Raw genomic sequence first — 21,084 nt, forward strand, 5'->3', positions numbered from 1 at the left:
ATTTCAATTGATCCGCTTGTAAGCATATAAACAAACCCGTCGCCATCAAGGGCAAGAAATGGGGGTATGATGCACGCATAGCGATTGGTCGCGACCTATGCACGGAGAAGCGGATGGCTGCCCGGATCAGTTCTGCCCGCGCGCCTTGCGCAGCAAACGCGCGAGCTCTTCCCGAAGTTCCGAGGCTTCCCGCAGTTCGCGTTCGAATTCCAGGCGCTTCAGCCGGTCGCCGCTGGCGAGGTCGATGCCGGCGGCGTCGAGGCCGACGATGGTCCAGTCGCCGTCCCTGGCGCCGCAATAGTGCCGGGCGTAGATGCCCGCCGCCTCGGCGTGGTCGCTGTTCATGTGGTCGACGGCGCCCGTCTCCATTTCGGCGAGGGCGGCGCGGGCGGGCGAGCGGATCGTCAGGTCGTCGGCGGTGAGCAGGAAGGCCTTGCCGAAGCCGCCGTTGAGAAAGGCGCGCTCCGGCACGAGGCGGAAGAAGGCGAAGTCGGGAAAGTCGACATAGAGCTTCGCCTTCGGATGGCGGCGGACGAAGCGCTCGCGCAGCGCGGCATGGGCGGGCGCGTCGCGCGCCACCGCCTCGGCGCGGGCGATGACGGTGAGACGCGGATGGGCGAGGGGGTCGCCCTTGCCCGGCTCGCCGGCGAGCAGCGAGGCGCGCGGATCGGCCCTCAGCGCCGTGGTATGGGCGGAGAGCGCGGAGACGAGGATCACCGACACGCCGTCCGTGTCGGTGCCGGTCAGCGTGCGGCTGGCGAAGGGGAAGCCGGTCTCCGGCTCGATCACGGCAAGGGCGCAGCTGCGGGCCGAGCGCAGAAGGGTGCGGGCGAGCCGGCGGGCGTCGTCGTCGGTCTCGCGCAGGACGCTCGGCTTGTCCTCTTGTGCCATGGTTGGGCTCCTTTCGTCGTTCGTGTCAGGCCCCTCATCCGGCCTGTCGGCCACCTTCTCCCCGCAAGCGGGGAGAAGGGGTTTGCCGCATGGTTTTCCCCGACCAGCGCCGTTTTGCAGGGCAAGTCCCCTCTCCCCGCGTGGGGGAGAGGGTTAGGGTGAGGGGCAAAGCCGCATATGCAGTTCGTCTGCTCCGCGGGAGTGGAGAAGGGACAGGTACGCTACCCCCGCCGCCGGTGCCGTGTCAGGCCGCTGACGATGTCCTGCGCCTCGATCGTGCCGACGACGGCGCCGTTGTCGACGACGCCGATGCTGCCGGGCTGGCGGGCCATGGCGTCGAGCACGTCGACGAGCGGCGTGTCGCGCCTGGCCGTCGCCGTCACGCCCGCGCCGTTGGAGGCGCCCGCGCGCATCACGTCGCCCGCCGTCAGCATGGTGATCGGGTTCATGTTCTGCACGAAGTCGGCGACATACTGGTTGGCGGGGTTTTTCACGATCTCTTGCGGCGTGCCGCACTGGATGATCCGGCCGCTCTCCATGATGGCGATGCGGTTGCCGATGCGGAAGGCCTCGTCGAGGTCGTGGCTGACGAAGATGATCGTCTTCTTCAGCCGGCGCTGGAATTCGAGGAGCTCGTCCTGCAGGCGGGTGCGGATCAGCGGGTCGAGGGCGGAGAAGGGCTCGTCCATCAGCAGGATCGGCGCGCCGGTGGCGAAGGCCCGGGCAAGGCCGACGCGCTGCTGCATGCCGCCGGAGAGCTCGTTGACCTTGCGGTCGGCCCATTGCGACAGGTTGACGAGCTCGAGCTGCTCGGCGACGCACGCCTTGCGCTCGGCTTCCGCCATGCCGGCGAGCTCCAGCCCGAAGCCGACATTGTCGGCGACCGTGCGCCAGGGGAGCAGCGCGAACTGCTGGAACACCATCGAGACGGTGTGCATGCGGAACTCGCGCAGCGCCTTGGGGGCGGCCCTGTAGGGATTGAGCGTGCCGGAGCCGGTCCTCACGTCCACCTCGCCGCGCACCACCGGGGCGAGCCCGTTGACGGCGCGCAGCAGCGTCGACTTGCCGGAGCCGGAGAGCCCCATCAGCACGAGGATCTCGCCCTCGGTGATGGTCAGCGTCGCGTCGGCGACGCCCAGCACGAGGCCGGTCGCCGCGCCGATCTCGTCGCGGGTCTTGCCGGCGTCGACCAGCGCGAGCGCCTTTTGCGGGTCGTTGCCGAAGACGATGTCGACGTTCTTGAAGACGACGGCGTCCGTCATTGGGCGTCTCCCTCGTCGGCGGAGCGGAACAGGCGGTCGAGGATGATCGCCAGGATGACGATACAGAGCCCGGCCTCGAAGCCCATGGAGATGTTGACCGTGTTGAGCGCGCGCACGACGGGCACGCCGAGGCCCTTGGCGCCGACGAGGGCGGCGATGACCACCATGGAGAGCGACAGCATGATCGTCTGGGTGAGGCCCGCCATGATCTGCGGCATGGCGAAGGGCAGCTCGACCTTGCGCAGCACCTGGCCCGGCGTCGCGCCGAAGGCCTGGGCGGCCTCGACCAGCGCGGGCGGCGTCGAGATGATGCCGAGCCGGGTGAGGCGGATCGGTGCGGGAATGGCGAAGATCACGGTGGCGATCAGGCCCGGCACCATGCCGAGGCCGAAGAGGATGAGCGCCGGGATCAGGTAGACGAAGGTCGGGATCGTCTGCATCAGGTCGAGCACGGGGCGCAGGATCGCGTAGAACCACGGGCGGCGCGCGGCGGCGATGCCGAGCGGCACGCCGACGACCATGCTGACGCCGGTCGCGGCGAGAACCAGCGCCAGCGTCTCCGTCGTCTCCTTCCAGTAGCCCTGGTTGACGATCAGCAGCAGCCCGAAGAAGGTGAAGGCGGCGACCGTGAGCGAGCGGCGGAAGTACCAGCTCACGCCGGTGACGAGCAGGATGAGGACGAGCGCATAGGCGAACTTGCCGCCGGCGCTGGTGATCCACGGGGCCTGCAGCAGGAAGAGGACGACGTCGATGCCGGCCTGCAGGAAGACCTTGAGGAAATCGAACACGCCCTTGCCGTGGGTCGTCAGCCAGCTGACGGCGTCCTTGGCGAACGGGCCGATCGGAATCTTTGAGACGGTGAGCCAATCCACGGCAGGAGCCCCAGCTTGAGGTTGACGAGGCGCGGGCGGAAGGCGAGGGCCTGCCGCCCGTGCCGGTCGATCAGAGGCCGAGCGCCGTCTTCACGGCGGGCAGGGCGTCGCCGCTGCCGTCCTTGGTCTTCACGCCTTCGAGCCAGGGCTCGACGGCCGACGGATTGGCCTTCAGCCATTCGGCCGCGGCCGTCTCCGGGTCCTGCCCGTCGTTCAGGATCTTGCCCATGATCTCGTTTTCCATGGCGAGCGTGAACTTCAGGTTCTTGAGGAACTGGCCGACGTTCGGGCATTCCGCCACATAGCCCTGGCGGACGTTGGTGTGCACGGTCGCGCCGCCGAAGTTCGGGCCGAACACGTCGTCGCCGCCGGAGAGATAGGTGAGCTTGAAATTGGCGTTCATCGGATGCGGCTCCCAGCCGAGGAAGACGATCGGCTTGCCTTCCTGCTCGGCGCGGGCGACCTCGGCCAGCATGCCCTGCTCGGAGGATTCGACCACCTCGAAGCCGCCGAGCTCGAACGTGTTGCCGGACACCATGTCGATGATCAGGCGGTTGCCGTCGTTGCCCGGCTCGATGCCGTAGATCTTGCCGTCGAGGTCGTCCTTGTGCGCGGCGATGTCCTTGAAGTCCTTGATGCCGAGCTCGGCGCCCTTGGCATTGGTGGCGAGCGTGTATTTCGCGCCCTCGAGGTTCTCGCGCACCGTCTCGACCGAGCCGTCCTCGCGGAAGGGTGCGATGTCGGCCTCCATCGTCGGCATCCAGTTGCCGAGGAAGACGTCGATGTCCTTGTTCTTGAGCGAGGTATAGGTGACGGGCACGGAGAGCACGGTCACCTCCGTCTCGTAGCCGAGGCTCTTCAGGATCGTGGTGGCGGTCGCCGTCGTGGCGGTGATGTCCGTCCAGCCGACGTCCGAGAAGCGGACCTTGCCGCAGCTCTCCGCTTCCTGGGCCGAGGCACCGGCCACGCCCAGCGCGACGACGGAGATGGCTGCGACAGCCATGCGTTTGATTGACGATGCGGTCTTCATTTTTGCTCCCCTTTTGGCATGATGTTTTAGCCAATCACCAAAACGGAAGGCTTTCAAGCCGTTTGGCATGGGCGGAGGCCCTTGAAAGTGCGATTTAATTTCTGCGGTTTCGCAAATCCGCCCGTCGATGTCGCAACGGATGGGCCGCGATGTTTTCTGTGGTTTTCCGCCGGCATCCACTGGAAAATCGGGCGGGGCCGGGCGAAGAGCAAGCATGGCCAAACTCTATTTCAGCTATGCGACGATGAATGCGGGCAAGTCCACGCTCCTGCTTCAGGCGTCCTACAACTACCAGGAACGCGGCATGCGCACGGCGATCCTGATCGCCGCCTTCGACGACCGCGCCGGTGCCGGCCGCATCTCCTCGCGCATCGGGCTCTCCTCCGACGCCATCGCCTTCGACCGGAAGGACGACCTCTACGCCCTCATCGAGGCGCTGAACGCGGACGGGGCGGGCGAGATCGCCTGCGTCTTCGTCGACGAGGCGCAGTTCCTGGAGGAGGCGCAGGTCTGGCAGCTCGCCCGCGTCGCCGACCGGCTGCATATCCCCGTCATGGCCTACGGGTTGCGCACGGACTTCCAGGGCAAGCTCTTTCCCGGCTCGAAGGCGCTGCTCGCCATCGCCGACGAGCTGCGCGAGGTGCGCACCATCTGCCATTGCGGCCGCAAGGCGACGATGGTCGCCAGGCTCGGCGCGGACGGCAAGGTGGTCAAGCAGGGCGCGCAGGTGGAAATCGGCGGCAACGACAGATATGTTTCCTATTGCCGCCGCCATTGGGAAGACGTGATGGACGCCGACTGACGCGGCGGCCGGGGAGGGACGGGCGATGCGACGGATCGGGACTGCCGGGCTTATCTGTCTCGGGCTGGCGGTGCCGGCGCTGGCCGAGGGCGATGCGGTGGCGGGCAAGGCCGTCTTCCGCAAGTGCGCGGCCTGTCACACCCTGGAGCGGGTCAACAAGGTGGGGCCGACGCTTGCCGGCGTCGTCGGCCGCCCGGTCGCCTCGGTCGGGGACTACGGCTATTCCGCCGCCATGACGGCGTTTGCCGACGGCGGCAAGGTCTGGAACGAGGGGCTGCTTGCCGAATACCTCATGTCGCCCAAGGCGATGGTGCCCGGCACGAGGATGACCTTCGTCGGCCTGAGGAGGCCGCAGGACATCGCCGACCTCATCGCCTATCTGAAGAATCCGGGCGGCGGCTAGGCCCTTTCCCCGCAAAAATGCACCCGCGCTCTTGCGGCATGGCCCTCCCGTCCCACATCTTGTTTCGCGCAAGCGGAATAAACCGGTGAACGGGCACGTCTGCCGTTGAGAACAGGGGACAAGCAATGGCCACACTTCAGAACTTCGACGCGGAGATCGAGAAGACCCGCAGCGTCGTCAACCAGATGCGCGGCAAGCTCGAACAGTCCGGCATCGTGCTCGAACAGTTCGCCAAGGCGGACACCAGGCTCGGCGACGTCAATTTCGACATCGAGAACGCGCGCATCCAGGACGTGATAAACCAGCAGAAGGTGATGGAGGGCAACATCGCCGACCTCATCATCGGGCTGGAGGACGCAACCAACATCTTCGGCTCCGAGTTCGAGAGCATGAAGAGCTACACGGGCTACGAGAAGTTCATCGGCATTTTCTCCAAGCAGAAGATGCAGCGCCTGCGCACCGACCGCGTGCGCAACATGTCGCTCGCCGGCAACCTGCAGGAGCTGCTCGCCAAGTCCGACACGATCGTCGGCATCCTCAAGGAGCAGAAGGCGATCCTCGACCAGCGCTACAAGACCTCGGAGGCGAGCCTCGTCAGCGTGATCGAGCGGCGCAAGACGACGATGGCCAATCTCGAGGCGACGCAGCGGCGCATCGAGGAGCTGAACCCGCTGCTGCTCGATATCGAGAACCGCATCGCCGCCTCGACCGACCAGAAGACCCGCACGGAGCTGGAAGGGGAGCGCTCGGCGCTCGCCACCGAATACAACCAGATGCAGGCCAAGGAGCAGGAGCTGCTCGCCGAGAGCCAGACGCTGGAACGCTACACCTCGATGTTCCAGACCTTCGTCGATTCGCTCAACAACCAGATCGCCGCGCAGAACACGCTGATCAACAAGCTCACCATCGATACCGAGCAGCGCATCGTTCTCTACAAGGCGCTGGAGGATTCGCTGAAGACGGCGGCGCAGCAGGACGTGGCGCACAAGATCAACACGCTGGGCAGCCAGGTCGACACCGCGGCGGAGGAGACCATGGCCGGCATCGGCTCGGCGGCGCAGCGCCATATCGGCGACCTCCTCGAAATGCACGAGAAGAACATGGTCGCCACCCAGGACATCCAGCGCCGCAAGAAGCTCGCCGACGACGCCTTCGCCCGTCGGTTCCAGGCGGTCATGGACAAGCACAATGCCGCGAATTACGTGAAGACGTGATGGCTGCAGGCCTGGATTTGCCCCTCACCCTAACCCTCTCCCCGCAAGCGGGGAGAGGGGACTTGCCCTGTGAAAGGGGGGAGGTTCGGGAAGCGGGCTCGGCATATTGCCTTCTCCCCGTTTACGGGGAGAAGGTGGCCGGCAGGCCGGATGAGGGGCGAATGCAATGAACATAGCCGCCGAAAGCCCCGTGGGCCAGTATTTCGCCGCCATCCGCTCCGCGCTGGGCGGTCTCGAGATCTTCCTCGCCGACCGCAACTCGCCGCTCTACCGCAACAGCGTCGTCGGCGAGATCGTCGTGCCCTATCTCGCGCGGCTGAAGGCCTCCTTCGCCTGCTGGGAGAACCGCATCGGCTTCATCGAGCAGTTCCGCATCTCGCGCGCCGAAAGCGGCTTTCCCGTGTTCCAGAACGTGCTGGAACTCGAGAACGACCGGCAGAGCGCGGAAAAGCGCCTTGCCGCCATGCCGGCGGCCGACCAGCTGCGTGCCGAGATGGCGGATTTCATCCTGCGGCAGAAGGCCTTTCCCACGGCGCTGCAGGCGCGCATGGCCGAGCGGCTCTATCTGGAGCAGATCGGCAAGGGCGACATCTTCTCGCCCTTCGTGCTGCCGGAGACGATCCGCGTCGCCGTCAATCCCAAGACGATGCGGCCCTACTACGTCGTCTGCTGGGGTGCCTTCGACGGCGCCGCGACGCTGCCGATGGTCTACATGGCGACGATCGAGGACTCGAGCGAGAACGTCGTCGCCATGCTGGTGACGGCGGACGGCAAGCTCAACCCGGACGTGGAGATCCCGCTGCCGGTCGGCGGGCTGCTCAACCCGGACCTCGCCAGCCGCTTCGACGACTTCGCGCTGAAGAACGCCGCCTATTCGCTGACGCCGGCGACCATCGCCACCAACCTCGACAAGGATTTCCCGACGCTGCATCCCAAGCAGCTGCGCCGCATCGTGCTCGGCCCCTTCTATTCGGCCGGCATCACCGAGAACAATGCACGGGTGAACGAGATCCTTTCGCGGGTGCGCAAGCGCGAGAATGCCTGGCTGCTCACCTGGACGGTGCAGGAGGTCTTCTCCAAGGCGGAGCGGCCGGCGCGGAAGGGCTTCTGGAGCTCCACGCCGGCGCAGGAGGAATTCCACATCGAGACCGACGATCTGGAGGCCGCGCGCATGGGGGTGAGCGCCTACGAAAAGCATGCGCTGGTGCCGCACGACGCCTACCAGGCGCTCTATGCGGCGGGAGAGGTCGAAGGCGTCTTCGGCGACTACAAGGTGCACGTGATTTCCGGAAACCAGGTGATCAGCGAGGGCTAGCGGCCTGCCGCGCCGCGCTTCCTGCCGATATCCCCGGATGTCGGTGCCGAACCGCTCCTGACGGAGCATGAAAATCCCTCGGCGTCCTTGCGCCGCCGAAGCATCGAAAGGACCCCGCCGATGAGCCTCAATGCCGGTCTGACGACGATCCACGAGGACGATATCGCCAAGCATCAGGCGGCGGCGCAGAGCCTCGTCACCCGGCTGGTCATCCTCGAGACCGACGACGGCAAGGGCGGCACGCCGCTCGCCGGCACCGGCCGGCGCTTCGTCTCCACCGTGTCGACCGCGGGCAACCGGCGCACGCGCGAGGTGGAGCTGGCGAAGACCGTGCAGGCGGTGCGCGCCGACGACCCGCTGCTCTCGCCGCCGCAGCATGCCGTGCTCTACCGCGCCCGGCGCGGACTGCAGGTGGCGCTCGCCGTCTCCGACGCCTTTTCGCGGCAGACGAATCTAGAGGGCCTTCAGGCGCGCAACCTCGCCGCGCCGCTCGCCGGCGACGATGCGAACCAATTCAAGGCGCTGCTGGCCGCTTCGGCTTACGTCGCCGCCTTCGCCTTCGCCGCCTATCTCGGCCAGACGCTGCCGGGCGAGGGCGAGCCCGTCGAGGACGGCGGCGAGCCGGACTACGTCTTCGACACGCCGCAGGACGCGCTGAAGAGCATGGTCGCCGGCCTCGAGCGCACGCTTGCCGGCGCGCCGGACGACGCGGCGCTCGTCTCCCGTGCGCGGGCCTTCTCGCGGGTGGCGCTCGAAGGGCTGATCGGGCGGCGGGCGCGCTTCACCGGGCTTGCCGGCTTCGAGACCGCGCATATCCGCATCGATCAGGACGATTTCACGCTCGACGGCTTCGACGTCGCGCCCGGCCGGCGCCGCAAGCCGCTCGTCATGACGTTCAAGAAGCCGAACGAGATCATCGGCAACCACATCGCCAAGTACCAGGCGATGAAGCTCGCCAAGATGCTCGTCGCCTACGATTTCGAGCGGCAGATGAACCCGTTCGTCGAGCTCGGCGGCTTCCTCTTCACCTTCATCGGCGACGGCATGCCGGGCACCGGCAAGACCATCCTGATCCAGATGCTCGCCGGCCTGCTCAACGATTACTGCGAGATCGCCGGCTACGCATTCCATTACGAGAATTTCGGCGTCGACCAGATTTCCTCCTACCAGGGCAAGTCCGGCCAGAACTGCAAGGACTTCGTCAACAATGTCATGAACCCGAAGGCGATCGGCTTCGGCACGATCGACGACGTCGATCAGGTTGCCGCCAAACGCTCCGACGACCGGGCGTCGGCCGGCCAGCACGAGGTGACGGCCGTGCTGATGGAGAGTTTCGCCGGCGCCTCGACGGTGGTGCGCGGCAACTGCACCTTCGGCATGTTCTCCAACTATCCGGAGAACGTCGACGACGCGCTGCGCCAGCGCGCCGGCGCCCGCTGGCTGGTCGACGGACCGCAGACCGAGGACGACTATATCGACATCTTCGCGCTCTTGGTCGGCAGGAACCATTCGATCCCGCTCGGCGCGCATACGCTGTTTACGGGGCAGGAGATCCAGCGCGCCGTCTCCAATTCCTACGACCAGCATTCGCGGCCGCAGGAGGAGGGGCTCGTCGCCGTCTGGGAGCGGTTCGAGAAGGAGCACGGGAAGATCGCGACGCTGGAGGACATCGGCGCCTATCTCCACCGCATCAAGCTCGCCGAGCCGCGCTTCACCGGCCGCGCCATCAAGAACATCACCGACGCGATCAAGATGCGGGCGATGGACGTGGACCTGCCGGACGAGTGGTTCGCGACGCCCGAGGCCTTCATGCACAAGGGCTACGACGAGAAGAAGGCGATGATCGAGGCGCTGCGCGGGCCGATCACCATGGAGATGATCCTGCAGGAGATCAACCGCTACGCCGATTCGGAATTCCGCTACACCGACAAGTCGGACGACGCCGCCGTCTCCGACATCATCCGCCGCGAGCGCCAGCGCGAGAAGGCGATCCGCGAGATGGAGGCGATGAAGGCGGAGGGGCGGTGGTAGCGGTCTCGTGGAAATGGACCGCTGCATGTGCTATATGTTTGGGATACAAATATCCCAAGGAGGGTGAAGATGGCTCGGCAGACGGCAATCCGGCTCCCCGACGAGACCTACGAACGCCTGCAGGCGCTGGCCGCGCGAACGGGGCGGACGGCGACCTACTATATCCGCGAGGCGATCGAGCAGCACTTGGAAGATCTGGAAGATATCTACCTCGCCGAGCGGGAGCTGGAACGCGTGCGGCGCGGCGAGAGCCGCATCTATACGCTGGAGGAGGTCGAGAAGGAGCTTGGCCTGGGAGATTGAGATCACCGAAGGGGCGAAGAAGCAGCTCGACAAGCTCGGCCATGCCGAGGCGAAGCGCGTCCGCGACTTTCTCGTCAAGCGGCTTGCGCCCATGCAGGATCCGCGGCACTTGGGAAGCGCGCTGCAGGGCGCCCGGCTGGGGAGCTACTGGCGCTATCGCGTCGGCGATTTCAGGATCATTTGTGACATTCAGGACAGCAGGCTTGTCGTGGTCGTCGTTCGGGTAGGGCATCGGCGTGAAATCTATTCGTGAAGCCCAAGGTGCGTCGGCATGAAACGCCTCCTCGAAGCCGAACTGATCTACGGCCGGCTGCTGCCGATCGAGGAGCCGCATCTGATCGAGCGCTACAACAAGGCGCTCGACGGCTTCGGCATCCGCCGCACCGCGCTTTCCCGCTTCCGCATCGACATGACCGGCTTCTCGCCGGAGATCGCCGACGAGCTCGGCGACCGCGACTATCTCGATCCGAACCGGGTGAACCGCCGCTTCATCGTCATGACGCCGGAGCAGGTGAACCTGCCGGTCGTGCACACGAGCTTCTCCAACACCGCCGCGCTGATGCACGAGTTCTTCGAGGCCAATGCGCGGGCGATCAACGCCATCACCATCCGCGACGCGCTCTACGGCGAGATCGAGGATTCCGTCTCCGTGGTGGACGACATCGACGACCTGCTCTCGATCAACGAGGTGCGCTTCCGCGTGCTCTCGGCGGAGGACATGCTCGGCAAGGCCGGGGAGCTCAGGAGCCTCGTCGACCGGCTGACGACCGTGCCCAACGCCTGGGCCGACGATGCGATGCTGAACCGCATGGTGGAGCTTGCGAAGCAGACCGGCGACATCCGCCAGAACGCGCTCGTACCCGACCAGCTCGTCTTCCGCCACGAGGCCTATTGGGCGAACCATTTCGGCGGCGTCTACGTCTTCCTCGACGAGAAGACGACGACGGTGATCTGCGATCCGGCCGCCCCCGGCTTCCGCCGCTCGCGGCCCTGGCAGGTGAGCTATATCGCCCTTGACGACCACCGGCGCATCTTCGATTTCCTGGCGAGCACGAAGCGGCTGGAGCTGCCGCGCGCCTCCTGGGTCGAACCCTCCGGCCTCTACCAGCACCGCGCCGAGATGACCATCGCCGGCCTCGTCAACCGCACCGATCCGACGGTCGACCTCGACAGGGCCGACCGCATCTGGCTGCAGACCTGGATGCACCGCAATGCCGGGCTCGTGGCCGAGGAGGGCACCTATCCCTTCCTGCAGGAGGCGATGCGCACCGTGGCTGCGACCGGCGAGATCAAGATCACCGAGGTGGCGCCGGAGCGGCGTTTCCTCATCGTGCGCGCCGCGCCCGACCATCCGGACCAGTGGCTCGTCAACCGGCTGCTCTCGCAGATGGTTCCTCATGACTTCGTCTCCCGCTTCGTCTTCGACAAGCAGGGATTCTACGCGGCCTACGAGCAGTTCAGCGAAAAGTTCCGCGCCTATGTTGTCGCGACATTGACGCGGACCTATCTGCAGGACAAGGCTGCCTTCCGCAGGAAACTCTTCGGCATCAGAGAGGACAATCCCAATGCTTGACCCGATCGTCGCCTTCGTGCAGCGCGTCTTCTCGGCGATCGGCCGCGGCATCGGGCTGGTGGTCGCCTGGATATTGTGGCCCTTCGTCACCGTCGCCAACTGGTACCGGGGGCGAAGCTGGATCATCAAGGGGCCGATCGGCATCGGCCTTCTCGTGCTGGTGATAGGCTACGGCTATTTCATCTGGAACACCCAGGTCTGGAGCGGCTTCGATCCCGAATACGTGAACGCCTACAACCTCGCCGCCCGCAAGAACGACGCCGGCCAGCCGGTGAAGGCGGCGGCGGGGCAGACGGCGCCCGCCAACACCTGCCAGACCTCGGCCATCGTCGACGTGACGGCCGACCTCATCGACCTCAACGTCAACAAGAACGCATGGATTTCCTCCATGCTGCTCTACAAGCTCGGCTTCTTTGGCGCCGACTGGGACAACACGCCCTGGCTCGACAACAAGGCCTCGTTCCAGCGCGGCATCAACCAGGCCGTCCGCCGCACGACGGTGGAGCTCGTCGATTCGCTCGGCCGCGTGCGCGGCACCTCCGGCATCAACAACAACCTCCAGGCCGCGCGCGGCAACATGCAGTTCGACGAGGAGACCTGGTATTTCGGCTGGAGCCCGTTCGGCCCGAAGACGCCGACGCCGAGCTTCTACCGTGCGGCGATGCGGGATTTGCGCGCCTTCAACGTCTCGCTCGCCAAGTGCGAGGCGACCTTCGACAGCCGGTCGGACAATTTCATCGAGTTCCTCGACCGTATCGCCAACGACATCGGCAACACCTCGGCGATCATCCGCGAGCGCTCGGAATTCCACAACGGCGGCTGGTTCGACATGCGGGCGGACGACCGCTTCTGGTTCGCCTACGGCCAGCTCTACGGCTACTACGGCGTGCTGTCGGCGGCGGGGGCGGATTTCGATTCCGTCATCACCCAGCGCGGTATCTCCCAGCTCTGGAGCGAGACGCTGAAGCAGCTTTCCGCGGCGCTGCGCATCCAGCCGGTCATCATCTCCAACGGTCGCGAGGACGGCTGGATCATGCCGACGCATCTGGCGACGATGGGCTTCTACATCCTCAGGGTGCGCTCCAACCTCGTCGAAATTCGCGACGTGCTCGCACGATAGGACGTATTTTTGCCCGGCGATGTCGTTTCCGGTCGAATCGGCGGCAAGTTCCGGCGCACCAAGCCTGACGGCTTGACGCTCAATCGGCGTGCAATGAACGCATAACGAGAAGCGGCCACGCATCCGGGGGGAGATTGGGGCGCGGTCGCCACGCTGAGGGAGCGAGACCGCATGGCCGACGTAAAATCCGATATCGAAATCGCCCGCGCCGCGAAGAAGAAGCCGATCCTGGAGATCGGCGCGAAGCTGGGCATTCCCGCCGAACACCTTCTGCCCTACGGCCACGACAAGGCCAAGGTCGGCGCGGAGTTCATCGCCTCGCTCACGGAGCGGCCGAACGGCAAGCTGATCCTCGTCACGGCGATCAACCCGACGCCCGCCGGCGAGGGCAAGACGACGACGACCGTCGGCCTCGGCGACGGCCTCAACCGCATCGGCAAGAAGGCGATCACCTGCATCCGCGAGGCCTCGCTCGGCCCCTGCTTCGGCGTCAAGGGCGGGGCGGCCGGCGGCGGCTATGCCCAGGTCGTGCCGATGGAGGACATGAACCTCCACTTCACCGGCGACTTCCACGCCATCACCTCGGCGCACAACCTGCTCTCGGCGCTGATCGACAACCACATCTACTGGGGCAACGAGCAGGGCATCGACATCCGCCGCATCGCCTGGCGCCGGGTCATGGACATGAACGACCGGGCGCTGCGCCAGATCGTCTGCTCGATGGGTGGGGTGGCGAACGGCTTTCCGCGCGAGACCGGGTTCGACATCACCGTCGCCTCGGAGGTGATGGCGATCCTCTGTCTTTCCACCGACCTCAAGGACCTCGAGCGGCGGCTCGGCAACATCATCGTCGGCTACCGCCGCGATAAGTCGCCGGTCTTCGCCCGCGACCTCAAGGCGGACGGGGCGATGACGGTGCTGCTCAAGGACGCCATGCAGCCGAACCTCGTGCAGACGCTGGAGAACAACCCGGCCTTCGTGCACGGCGGTCCCTTCGCCAACATCGCCCACGGCTGCAACTCCGTCGTCGCCACCACGACGGCGCTGAAGCTCGCCGACTATGTCGTGACGGAGGCCGGCTTCGGCGCCGACCTCGGCGCGGAAAAATTCTTCGACATCAAGTGCCGCAAGGCGGGGCTGAAGCCCGATGCGGCCGTCATCGTCGCCACCGCCCGGGCGATGAAGATGAACGGCGGGGTGAAGAAGGAGGACCTCGGCCGCGAGGACGTCGAGGCGATCCGCAAGGGCTGCGCCAATCTCGGCCGGCACATCCAGAACGTCAAGAAGTTCGGCGTGCCGGTGATCGTCGCCATCAACCATTTCGTCTCCGACACCGAGGCCGAGATCCAGGCGATCAAGGACTATGTCGCGACCATGGGCACGGAGGCGATCCTCTGCCGGCACTGGGCGGAGGGCTCGGCCGGCATCGTCGACCTGGCGCAGAAGGTGGTGGAACTCGCCGAATCCGGCCTGTCGCAGTTCTCGCCGCTCTATGCCGACGACATGCCGCTGTTCCAGAAGATCGAGACCATCGCCAAGGACATCTACCATGCCGGCGAGGTGATCGCCGACAAGACGGTGCGCGACCAGCTTCGCGTCTGGGAGGAGCAGGGCTACGGCGAACTGCCGATCTGCATGGCGAAGACGCAATATTCCTTCTCGACCGACCCGAACCTGCGCGGTGCGCCGTCCGGCCACACGGTGCCGGTGCGCGAGGTGCGGCTTTCGGCGGGCGCGGGCTTCGTCGTCGTCATCACCGGCGAGATCATGACCATGCCGGGCCTGCCCAAGGTGCCGTCGTCGGAGAAGATCTTCCTCAATCCGGACGGCCATATCGAGGGGCTGTTCTGATCCGTCCGCTCCTTGCCCTGCGTGCGGGGAAAAGGGACGTGCCCCGCAAAACGGGAGAGATCCCGGACGCCGATACGGCATCTTTCCTTCTCCCCGCCTGCGGGGAGAAGGTGGCCGGCAGGCCGGATGAGGGGCGGAGCGGGCATCACCAGCAATAGCGGTAGCCGCCGCGGCGTTCCTTCACGTCGAGATGCAGGTGGTTCTCGTGCGCGGCGTCGCTGCCGGGATCGAGCACGGTGGTGAAGTAGAGGCAGGCGGCCTCGGTGATCGCCCGCTGGAAGGCACCGTCCAGCGTGGAATCGCGCTCGGCGGGGCGGATGTCGATCGTCTTGCCGCTCTTCAGCGTGAAGCCGGCGATATCGACGGCATTGCCGAAGGCGTGCTCGGAAATCTTGCCCTCCTCGGTATTGTTGCGGTTGCGGCAGACATAGCCCGAGGCCTGCCGCAGGCCGGCGATCGTCTCACCGGGCATGGCGACGGCAAGTGCCGGCTTCACCGTCTTCTCCATCCAGCGGGCAAGCTGCAGCGCCGTCTCGCAGCGCAGCGTCGCGGGCGGCTCGACCGCGACGTCGCCTGCAAGCGCTTGGAGCGCGATTGGCCGCTCGATGCCGCAGGCCGGCCCCTCGCGCAGCGCGGGAAGCGTCTCGAAGCGGGCGCCGGCGGCGGCAAGCTTGGCGCGGCAGGCCTCGAAATCCTCCGCGCTTTCCTGCGGCAGGGCCTCGGCGGGCTTTTCCGGCTCGGCCGGCGTTTCGTCCCCGGCCTTCTCCGCGGGGCGCGGCAGGGGGAGCGGCCCGGTGTCCGGCAGGGCGCTCGCGCCGGACAGCGCGATGAGGGCGGCAAGGAGGATGATGGGCGGCTTGGCGTCGATGGGGTCGGTCTCCGGCTTGTTTCCGGACGAAACGCGCGGCGGGCCCGTTTGGTTGCCGCCGAACGGCCTTGCGCGGGAGCGCGCTTCACGCTAACAATTCCGGCCATGAACACGACGATCCTCATGGCCGGCTGGTGGTGGGCGCGCGGAAGGCGGCCTTGACCAGTCATGCGTGAGTAAGACGACAAGCCGCCCGGAGATTTCGAGGCGGCTTTTTTCATTTTCGGCCGCGCGAAAAAAAACCGGGCCTGAAACGGAGAGAGTGCGGAATGGCCACGAGAATCCTGGAAGACGGCGCGGAAGCCTACGAGACGCGGGGCGGCATCACCGTCACCCGCCGCCGGCGCGCGGCCGACTACGAGAACGCGATCTCCGGCTATGTCGACCGGCTCGACGAGCGGCGCGGCGCGGTCTTCTCCTCCAACTACGAGTATCCCGGCCGCTATACCCGGTGGGACACGGCGATCGTCGATCCGCCGCTTTCCATCTCCTCCTTCGGCCGCTCGGTCTGGATCGAGGCCCATAACGGGCGCGGCGAGGTGCTGCTCTCCTTCATCGCCGAGCGGCTCGCGGCCGTGCCGGAGCTCGACCTCGGCGCGCGGAGCGCGACGCGGCTCGATCTTACGGTGAGGGCGCCGGACCGGGTGTTCACCGAGGAGGAGCGCTCGAAGATGCCGACGGTCTTCACGGTGCTGCGCGCGGTGACCGACCTCTTCCATTCGGCGGAGGATTCGAGCCTCGGCCTCTACGGCGCCTTCGGCTACGACCTCGCCTTCCAGTTCGACGCGATCGACCTGAAGCTCACGCGCCCCGACGACCAGCGCGACATGGTGCTGTTCCTGCCCGACGAGATCCTCGTCGTCGACCACTATGCCGCCAAGGCCTGGATCGACCGCTACGATTTCTCGCGCGACGGCCTGTCGACCGAGGGCAGGGCGGAGGCGATCGCGCCGGACCCCTTCCGCACCGTCGACATCATCCCGCCGCATGGCGACCACCGGCCGGGCGAATATGCCGAGCTCGTGATAAAGGCCAAGGAGAGCTTCCGCCGCGGCGACCTGTTCGAGGTGGTGCCGGGCCAGAAATTCTACGAGCGCTGCGAGAGCAGGCCGTCGGAGATCTCAAAACGCCTCAAGGCCATCAACCCGTCGCCCTATTCCTTCTTCATCAATCTCGGCAACCAGGAATATCTCGTCGGCGCCTCGCCGGAGATGTTCGTGCGCGTCTCCGGCCGGCGCATCGAGACCTGCCCGATCTCCGGCACGATCAAGCGCGGCGACGACCCGATCGCCGACTCGGAGCAGATCCTGAAGCTGCTCAACTCGAAGAAGGACGAATCTGAGCTCACCATGTGCTCCGACGTCGACCGCAACGACAAGAGCCGGGTCTGCGAACCGGGCTCGGTCAAGGTCATCGGCCGGCGGCAGATCGAGATGTACTCGCGCCTCATCCACACGGTCGACCACATCGAGGGGCGGCTTCGCGACGACATGGACGCCTTCGACGGCTTCCTGTCGCATGCCTGGGCCGTCACCGTCACCGGCGCGCCGAAGCTCTGGGCGATGCGCTTCATCGAGGCGCACGAGAAGAGCCCGCGCGCCTGGTACGGCGGCGCGATCGGCATGGTCGGCTTCAACGGCGACATGAACACGGGGCTGACGCTCAGGACCATCCGCATCAAGGAGGGGATCGCCGAGGTGCGCGCGGGCGCCACGCTGCTCTACGATTCCAACCCGCAGGAAGAAGAAGCCGAAACCGAACTGAAGGCCTCCGCCATGATCGCCGCCATCCGTGACGCCAAGGCCGGCAACGCCGGCGCCTCCAAACGCGACGTCGCCGCCGTGGGGGCGGGCGTCAAGATCCTGCTCGTCGACCACGAGGACAGCTTCGTCCACACGCTCGCCAACTACTTCCGCCAGACGGGGGCAACGGTGACGACGGTGCGCACGCCGGTCGCCGAGGAGGTGTTCGACCGCATCGAGCCGGACCTCGTCGTGCTCTCGCCCGGCCCCGGCAACCCTAAGGATTTCGACTGCACCGCGACGATCAGGAAGGCGCGGGCGCGAAAGCTGCCGATCTTCGGCGTCTGCCTCGGGCTGCAGGCGCTCGCCGAGGCCTATGGCGGGGAGCTGCGCCAGCTCGCCGTCCCCATGCACGGCAAGCCCTCGCGCATCCGCGTGCTGGAGCCCGGCATCGTCTTCTCCGGCCTCGGCCGCGAGGTGACGGTCGGCCGCTACCACTCGATCTTCGCCGATCCCTCGACGCTGCCGCGCGACTTCGTGATCACGGCGGAGAGCGAGGACGGCACGATCATGGGCATCGAGCATACGAGCGAACCGGTCGCCGCCGTGCAGTTCCATCCGGAATCGATCATGACGCTCGGCCAGGACGCGGGGATGCGGATGATCGAGAACGTGGTCGCCCACCTGTCGAAGAAGGCGAAGGTGAAGGCGGCCTGACGATGCAGCCCCCGCGGCGAGAGCGGGGGCATGACGTTCCGCGTTGACGGATATACTGAATCATTCATATGCTGAAAGAATATTGAAAGTTACTTTATCGGGGGATGTTGATGGCGGTCTATGAATCTTCCTACGGAAAGGATATGCGGACGCTGTCGTTCAATATCCTCGATCTCGACAGGATCGTCGACGACTATTCCTCCCATTACGGCGTCGATTCTTATCACGAAACCGGCTTCACCTTCGAATACGGGGATGCCGACGAGGGGCATTCCAACAGTCTTGGCGGAGTGTTCGATTTCTTCATCGGGGACAACCCCGAGGGCGACGGCCCCTATTACCAGCTCGATTCCTTTTTGGGAGAGGTCAACCGCTTCGCGCACAGCTGGCATTATCACGACTACGACGGCAATCCGGAGCAATATCATGCCGGTTCCCACGAGATCAGCGGAATAGCGCTGGATTCCTCCTATTTCACCGGAGGGTATGCCGACGCCTATGTGGCCGCCCTGGTCTTCCAGGGGAATGACCAGATCAACGGCTCGGACGGGAAGGATTACCTGCTGGGCTATGCGGGCAACGACACGCTTCGCGGCGGCAACGGGCACGACACGCTCGACGGCGGCCGCGGCGAGGACATGATGATCGGTGGTGAGGGCAACGACACGTTCCTCGTCGACAACAAGCGCGACGTGGTCCTGGAGCATGTCAAGGACGGCACCGACCTGGTGCGGGCCTCCGTCTCCCATGCGCTTTCCGCCCATGTCGAGAACCTGACGCTGACCGGAACGAAGGCGCTCAACGGCATCGGCAACGGGCTTGCCAACGTGATGACCGGCAATGCCGGCAAGAACACCCTCAAGGGCGGCGGCGGCGGCGACACGCTGAAGGGCGGCGCGGGAAGCGACCGGCTCTATGGCGGCACCGGCAGCGACAAGCTGAGCGGCGGTACGGGCGGCGATGTGCTCGACGGCGGCACCGGCAACGACAGGATCCACGGCGGCACCGGCCATGACAGGCTCTGGGGCGGCAGCGGCAGGGACCTGCTGAAGGGCGAGGCCGGCAACGACAAGCTTTACGGCGGCGCGGGCGCCGACAAGCTGCATGGCGGCAGCGGCAGGGACACGTTCGTCTTCAAGTCGGTCAAGGATTCGACGGTCTCGGCGTCCGGCCGCGATACCATCTACGACTTCGCGCGCAAGCAGGGCGACAGGATCGACCTCAAGGCGATCGATGCCGACGCGACGGCCCGCGGCAACCAGGCCTTCACCTTCATCGGCTCGGAGAAATTCCACGGCAAGGCGGGCGAGCTGCGCTACCAGAAGAAGGGCGGCGACACCTTCGTCTCCGGCGACGTCGATGGCGACGGCAAGGCCGATTTCGCCATCAAGGTCGACGCCTCGCTCACCTTCGCCAAGGCGGACTTCCTGCTCTAGCAAGGACGGCGCGCGGCGCGGCGACGCTTTGACAAAGGCGCCGATCCGGTCCATAGAAAACCCGAGAAGAAAACCGCGTGCACGCTCCCGTGCGCGCGGTTTTGCGTTGAAGGGCGCGGCTTTTGCAACTCGGTTGCATCCGCACGGGAGACGGTGATGAACGGCAATACGGTCCGGCGGCTGGCGCTCTGGGGCATTCCGCTGTCGCTCGGCGTGATGGGGCTGAAGCTCGTCGCCTGGTGGGTGACGGGCTCGGTGGCGCTGCTCTCCGACGGGCTGGAATCGTCGGTGAACGTGGTGGCGGCCGTCGTCGCCTTCGTGGCGATCAGCTACGCCGCCAAGCCCGCCGACCGCACCCATCCGTTCGGCCACCACAAGGCGGAGTATCTCTCGGCGGTGCTGGAAGGGGTGCTGATCGTCGTCGCCGCGCTGCTGATCGTCGTGGAGGCGGTGCCGGCGGTGCTGGATCCGAAGCCGCTCGACGCGCCGGTCATGGGCCTCGCCATCAACGTCCTCGCCGGCGTCGTCAATGCCGTCTGGGCCGTCGTGCTGATCCGGGCGGGGCGGCGCCACCGTTCGCCGGCGCTTGCCGCCGACGGGCAGCACATCCTGTCCGACGTGGTGACGTCGGCGGGCGTGCTCGTCGGTCTTCTTGCGGCGATCGCCACGGGCTATGCGGTGCTCGATCCGCTGCTTGCCGTCGCCGTCGCCCTCCACATCCTCTACCAGGGCTGGAAGGTCATTGCGCACTCCGTCGACGGGCTGATGGACCATGCGGTCGAGCCCGCCGAGGCGGAGGCGATCAAGGCGGCGATCGCTGCCCATGCGGACGGCTCGCTCGGCGTGCACGACCTCAAGACGCGGCGCGCAGGGGCCGCGACCTTCGTCGATTTCCATCTCGTCGTGCCGGCCGCCATGCCGGTGGGCGAGGCGCACGACATCTGCGACCGGCTGGAGGATGCGATCCGCATCGTCCAGTCGGGCGCCCAGATCGCCATCCATGTCGAGCCGGACACCGAGAAGGCGCACGGCGAGCGCGTCCGCGTCGCGCCGTCCGGGTAAGCGTCAGCCGAAGGCGAGCGCGAGGCCGGTCCCGGCCGTCAGCCCGCCGAGGAGACGGGTGGCGAGCGGCAGGCGGGCGACGGCAAGCCCGAGGCCGATGCCGGCGGCATGCAGCAGCGCCGTGGCGACGGCGAAGCCGAGCCCGAAGGCGGCCGCGCCCGCCGCGCCGAGCTCCGCCCCGTGGGCATGGCCGTGGAACAGCGCGAAGACGCCGACGACGGCCGCCGAAAGGGCGAGGTCGAGCCGCACGGCCATGGCGACGAGGAGGCCGAGCGCCACGACCGAGGCGAGGATCGCCGGCTCGACGAAGGGCAGGCCGACGCCCGAGACCGCAAGGGCGAAGCCGGCGGCCATGGTGGTGACGAAGGCGGCCGGCACGAGGAGACGCGCGCGCCCGCCGGCCTGCGCGGCCCACAGGCCGACGGCGACCATCGCCAGCAGGTGGTCGAGGCCGGCGAGCGGATGGGTGAAGCCCGCAAGCAGCGAGCCGTGCGCCTGCGGGTCGAGATGGGCGAAGGCCGGAGCCGTCGTGGCGGCGAGCGCGGCGAAAGCCAGCGCGATGCGTCTGATCATGATGTTCCCCTGTTCCGCC

At 66.6% G+C, this 21,084-nt stretch carries 20 protein-coding genes; 14 read left to right on the forward strand and 6 right to left on the reverse strand.

The features are described from left to right. Nucleotides 1-126: 126 nt before the first annotated feature. The 4 genes from NNZ72_RS17660 to NNZ72_RS17675 form a co-directional block, all read right to left on the reverse strand. Nucleotides 127-891, reverse strand: coding sequence for a HugZ family pyridoxamine 5'-phosphate oxidase (locus NNZ72_RS17660; protein WP_257316748.1), 765 nt, complete (start codon nucleotides 889-891; stop codon nucleotides 127-129). A gap of 221 nt (nucleotides 892-1,112) precedes the next feature. Continuing rightward, on the reverse strand, nucleotides 1,113-2,153 hold the full coding sequence (gene choV, locus NNZ72_RS17665) for a choline ABC transporter ATP-binding protein (protein WP_257316750.1): 1,041 nt from the start codon (nucleotides 2,151-2,153) through the stop codon (nucleotides 1,113-1,115). Then, a complete protein-coding gene (gene choW, locus NNZ72_RS17670) occupies nucleotides 2,150-3,025 on the reverse strand; it encodes a choline ABC transporter permease subunit (RefSeq protein ID WP_257316751.1) in 876 nt (291 codons plus the stop codon). The genes choV and choW overlap by 4 nt, the downstream gene beginning before the upstream one ends. A 70-nt stretch (nucleotides 3,026-3,095) precedes the next feature. Next, nucleotides 3,096-4,028: a choline ABC transporter substrate-binding protein gene (locus NNZ72_RS17675; RefSeq protein ID WP_257316752.1), complete on the reverse strand. Its 933-nt coding sequence runs from the start codon at nucleotides 4,026-4,028 to the stop codon at nucleotides 3,096-3,098. 241 nt (nucleotides 4,029-4,269) lie between these two features. Between NNZ72_RS17675 and NNZ72_RS17680 the strand changes: the two genes are divergently transcribed. From NNZ72_RS17680 to NNZ72_RS17725, 10 genes are all read left to right on the forward strand, one after another. Beyond that, nucleotides 4,270-4,857: a thymidine kinase gene (locus tag NNZ72_RS17680; protein WP_257316753.1), complete on the forward strand. Its 588-nt coding sequence runs from the start codon at nucleotides 4,270-4,272 to the stop codon at nucleotides 4,855-4,857. A 25-nt stretch (nucleotides 4,858-4,882) separates the two neighbouring features. After that, complete coding sequence (locus NNZ72_RS17685) at nucleotides 4,883-5,260, forward strand: c-type cytochrome (RefSeq protein ID WP_257316754.1); 378 nt, start codon at nucleotides 4,883-4,885, stop codon at nucleotides 5,258-5,260. Nucleotides 5,261-5,385: 125 nt separating this feature from the next. After that, nucleotides 5,386-6,474, forward strand: coding sequence for a GumC domain-containing protein (locus tag NNZ72_RS17690; protein WP_257316755.1), 1,089 nt, complete (start codon nucleotides 5,386-5,388; stop codon nucleotides 6,472-6,474). Nucleotides 6,475-6,640: 166 nt separating this feature from the next. Beyond that, nucleotides 6,641-7,789 carry a hypothetical protein gene (locus tag NNZ72_RS17695; protein WP_257316756.1) on the forward strand — a complete coding sequence of 383 codons (1,149 nt, stop codon included), beginning with the start codon at nucleotides 6,641-6,643 and terminating at the stop codon, nucleotides 7,787-7,789. Between the two features lie 120 nt (nucleotides 7,790-7,909). Next, a complete protein-coding gene (locus tag NNZ72_RS17700; RefSeq protein ID WP_257316757.1) occupies nucleotides 7,910-9,820 on the forward strand; it encodes an AAA family ATPase in 1,911 nt (636 codons plus the stop codon). Between the two features lie 69 nt (nucleotides 9,821-9,889). Beyond that, nucleotides 9,890-10,123: a type II toxin-antitoxin system RelB family antitoxin gene (gene relB, locus NNZ72_RS17705; RefSeq protein ID WP_257316758.1), complete on the forward strand. Its 234-nt coding sequence runs from the start codon at nucleotides 9,890-9,892 to the stop codon at nucleotides 10,121-10,123. Next, nucleotides 10,107-10,376 carry a type II toxin-antitoxin system RelE family toxin gene (locus tag NNZ72_RS17710; RefSeq protein ID WP_257316759.1) on the forward strand — a complete coding sequence of 90 codons (270 nt, stop codon included), beginning with the start codon at nucleotides 10,107-10,109 and terminating at the stop codon, nucleotides 10,374-10,376. Before relB ends, NNZ72_RS17710 begins: the two co-directional genes overlap by 17 nt. Nucleotides 10,377-10,394: 18 nt before the next feature. Next, nucleotides 10,395-11,696: a DUF6638 family protein gene (locus NNZ72_RS17715; RefSeq protein WP_257316761.1), complete on the forward strand. Its 1,302-nt coding sequence runs from the start codon at nucleotides 10,395-10,397 to the stop codon at nucleotides 11,694-11,696. After that, a complete protein-coding gene (locus NNZ72_RS17720) occupies nucleotides 11,689-12,816 on the forward strand; it encodes a DUF2333 family protein (protein ID WP_257316762.1) in 1,128 nt (375 codons plus the stop codon). The genes NNZ72_RS17715 and NNZ72_RS17720 overlap by 8 nt, the downstream gene beginning before the upstream one ends. Nucleotides 12,817-12,987: 171 nt before the next feature. Beyond that, nucleotides 12,988-14,667 (forward strand): formate--tetrahydrofolate ligase, encoded by a 1,680-nt coding sequence (locus NNZ72_RS17725; RefSeq protein ID WP_257316763.1) that lies wholly within the window; start codon nucleotides 12,988-12,990, stop codon nucleotides 14,665-14,667. A 145-nt stretch (nucleotides 14,668-14,812) separates the two neighbouring features. Here NNZ72_RS17725 and NNZ72_RS17730 read toward each other — a convergent pair whose 3' ends face one another. Next, nucleotides 14,813-15,298 carry an extensin-like domain-containing protein gene (locus tag NNZ72_RS17730; RefSeq protein WP_257316803.1) on the reverse strand — a complete coding sequence of 162 codons (486 nt, stop codon included), beginning with the start codon at nucleotides 15,296-15,298 and terminating at the stop codon, nucleotides 14,813-14,815. Between NNZ72_RS17730 and NNZ72_RS17735 the strand changes: the two genes are divergently transcribed. The 4 genes from NNZ72_RS17735 to NNZ72_RS17750 all read left to right on the forward strand — a co-directional run bounded on the left by NNZ72_RS17735 (nucleotide 15,251) and on the right by NNZ72_RS17750 (nucleotide 20,492). After that, the gene (locus tag NNZ72_RS17735; RefSeq protein ID WP_257316764.1) at nucleotides 15,251-15,697 is read left to right on the forward strand and encodes a hypothetical protein; all 447 of its coding nucleotides are present in this window, start codon (nucleotides 15,251-15,253) and stop codon (nucleotides 15,695-15,697) included. The genes NNZ72_RS17730 and NNZ72_RS17735 overlap by 48 nt on opposite strands. A 107-nt stretch (nucleotides 15,698-15,804) precedes the next feature. Continuing rightward, nucleotides 15,805-17,994 carry an anthranilate synthase gene (locus NNZ72_RS17740; protein WP_257316765.1) on the forward strand — a complete coding sequence of 730 codons (2,190 nt, stop codon included), beginning with the start codon at nucleotides 15,805-15,807 and terminating at the stop codon, nucleotides 17,992-17,994. Nucleotides 17,995-18,137: 143 nt separating this feature from the next. Next, nucleotides 18,138-19,430 carry a calcium-binding protein gene (locus NNZ72_RS17745; protein ID WP_257316766.1) on the forward strand — a complete coding sequence of 431 codons (1,293 nt, stop codon included), beginning with the start codon at nucleotides 18,138-18,140 and terminating at the stop codon, nucleotides 19,428-19,430. A gap of 156 nt (nucleotides 19,431-19,586) precedes the next feature. Further along, nucleotides 19,587-20,492: a cation diffusion facilitator family transporter gene (locus NNZ72_RS17750; RefSeq protein WP_257316767.1), complete on the forward strand. Its 906-nt coding sequence runs from the start codon at nucleotides 19,587-19,589 to the stop codon at nucleotides 20,490-20,492. 3 nt (nucleotides 20,493-20,495) lie between these two features. On the opposite strand, the gene NNZ72_RS17755 is transcribed toward NNZ72_RS17750, so the two are convergent. Further along, nucleotides 20,496-21,065: a HupE/UreJ family protein gene (locus NNZ72_RS17755; protein WP_257316768.1), complete on the reverse strand. Its 570-nt coding sequence runs from the start codon at nucleotides 21,063-21,065 to the stop codon at nucleotides 20,496-20,498. Between the last annotated feature and the right edge of the window lie 19 nt (nucleotides 21,066-21,084).

It is taken from the genome of Shinella pollutisoli (assembly GCF_024609765.1).
GTDB lineage: Bacteria > Pseudomonadota > Alphaproteobacteria > Rhizobiales > Rhizobiaceae > Shinella > Shinella pollutisoli.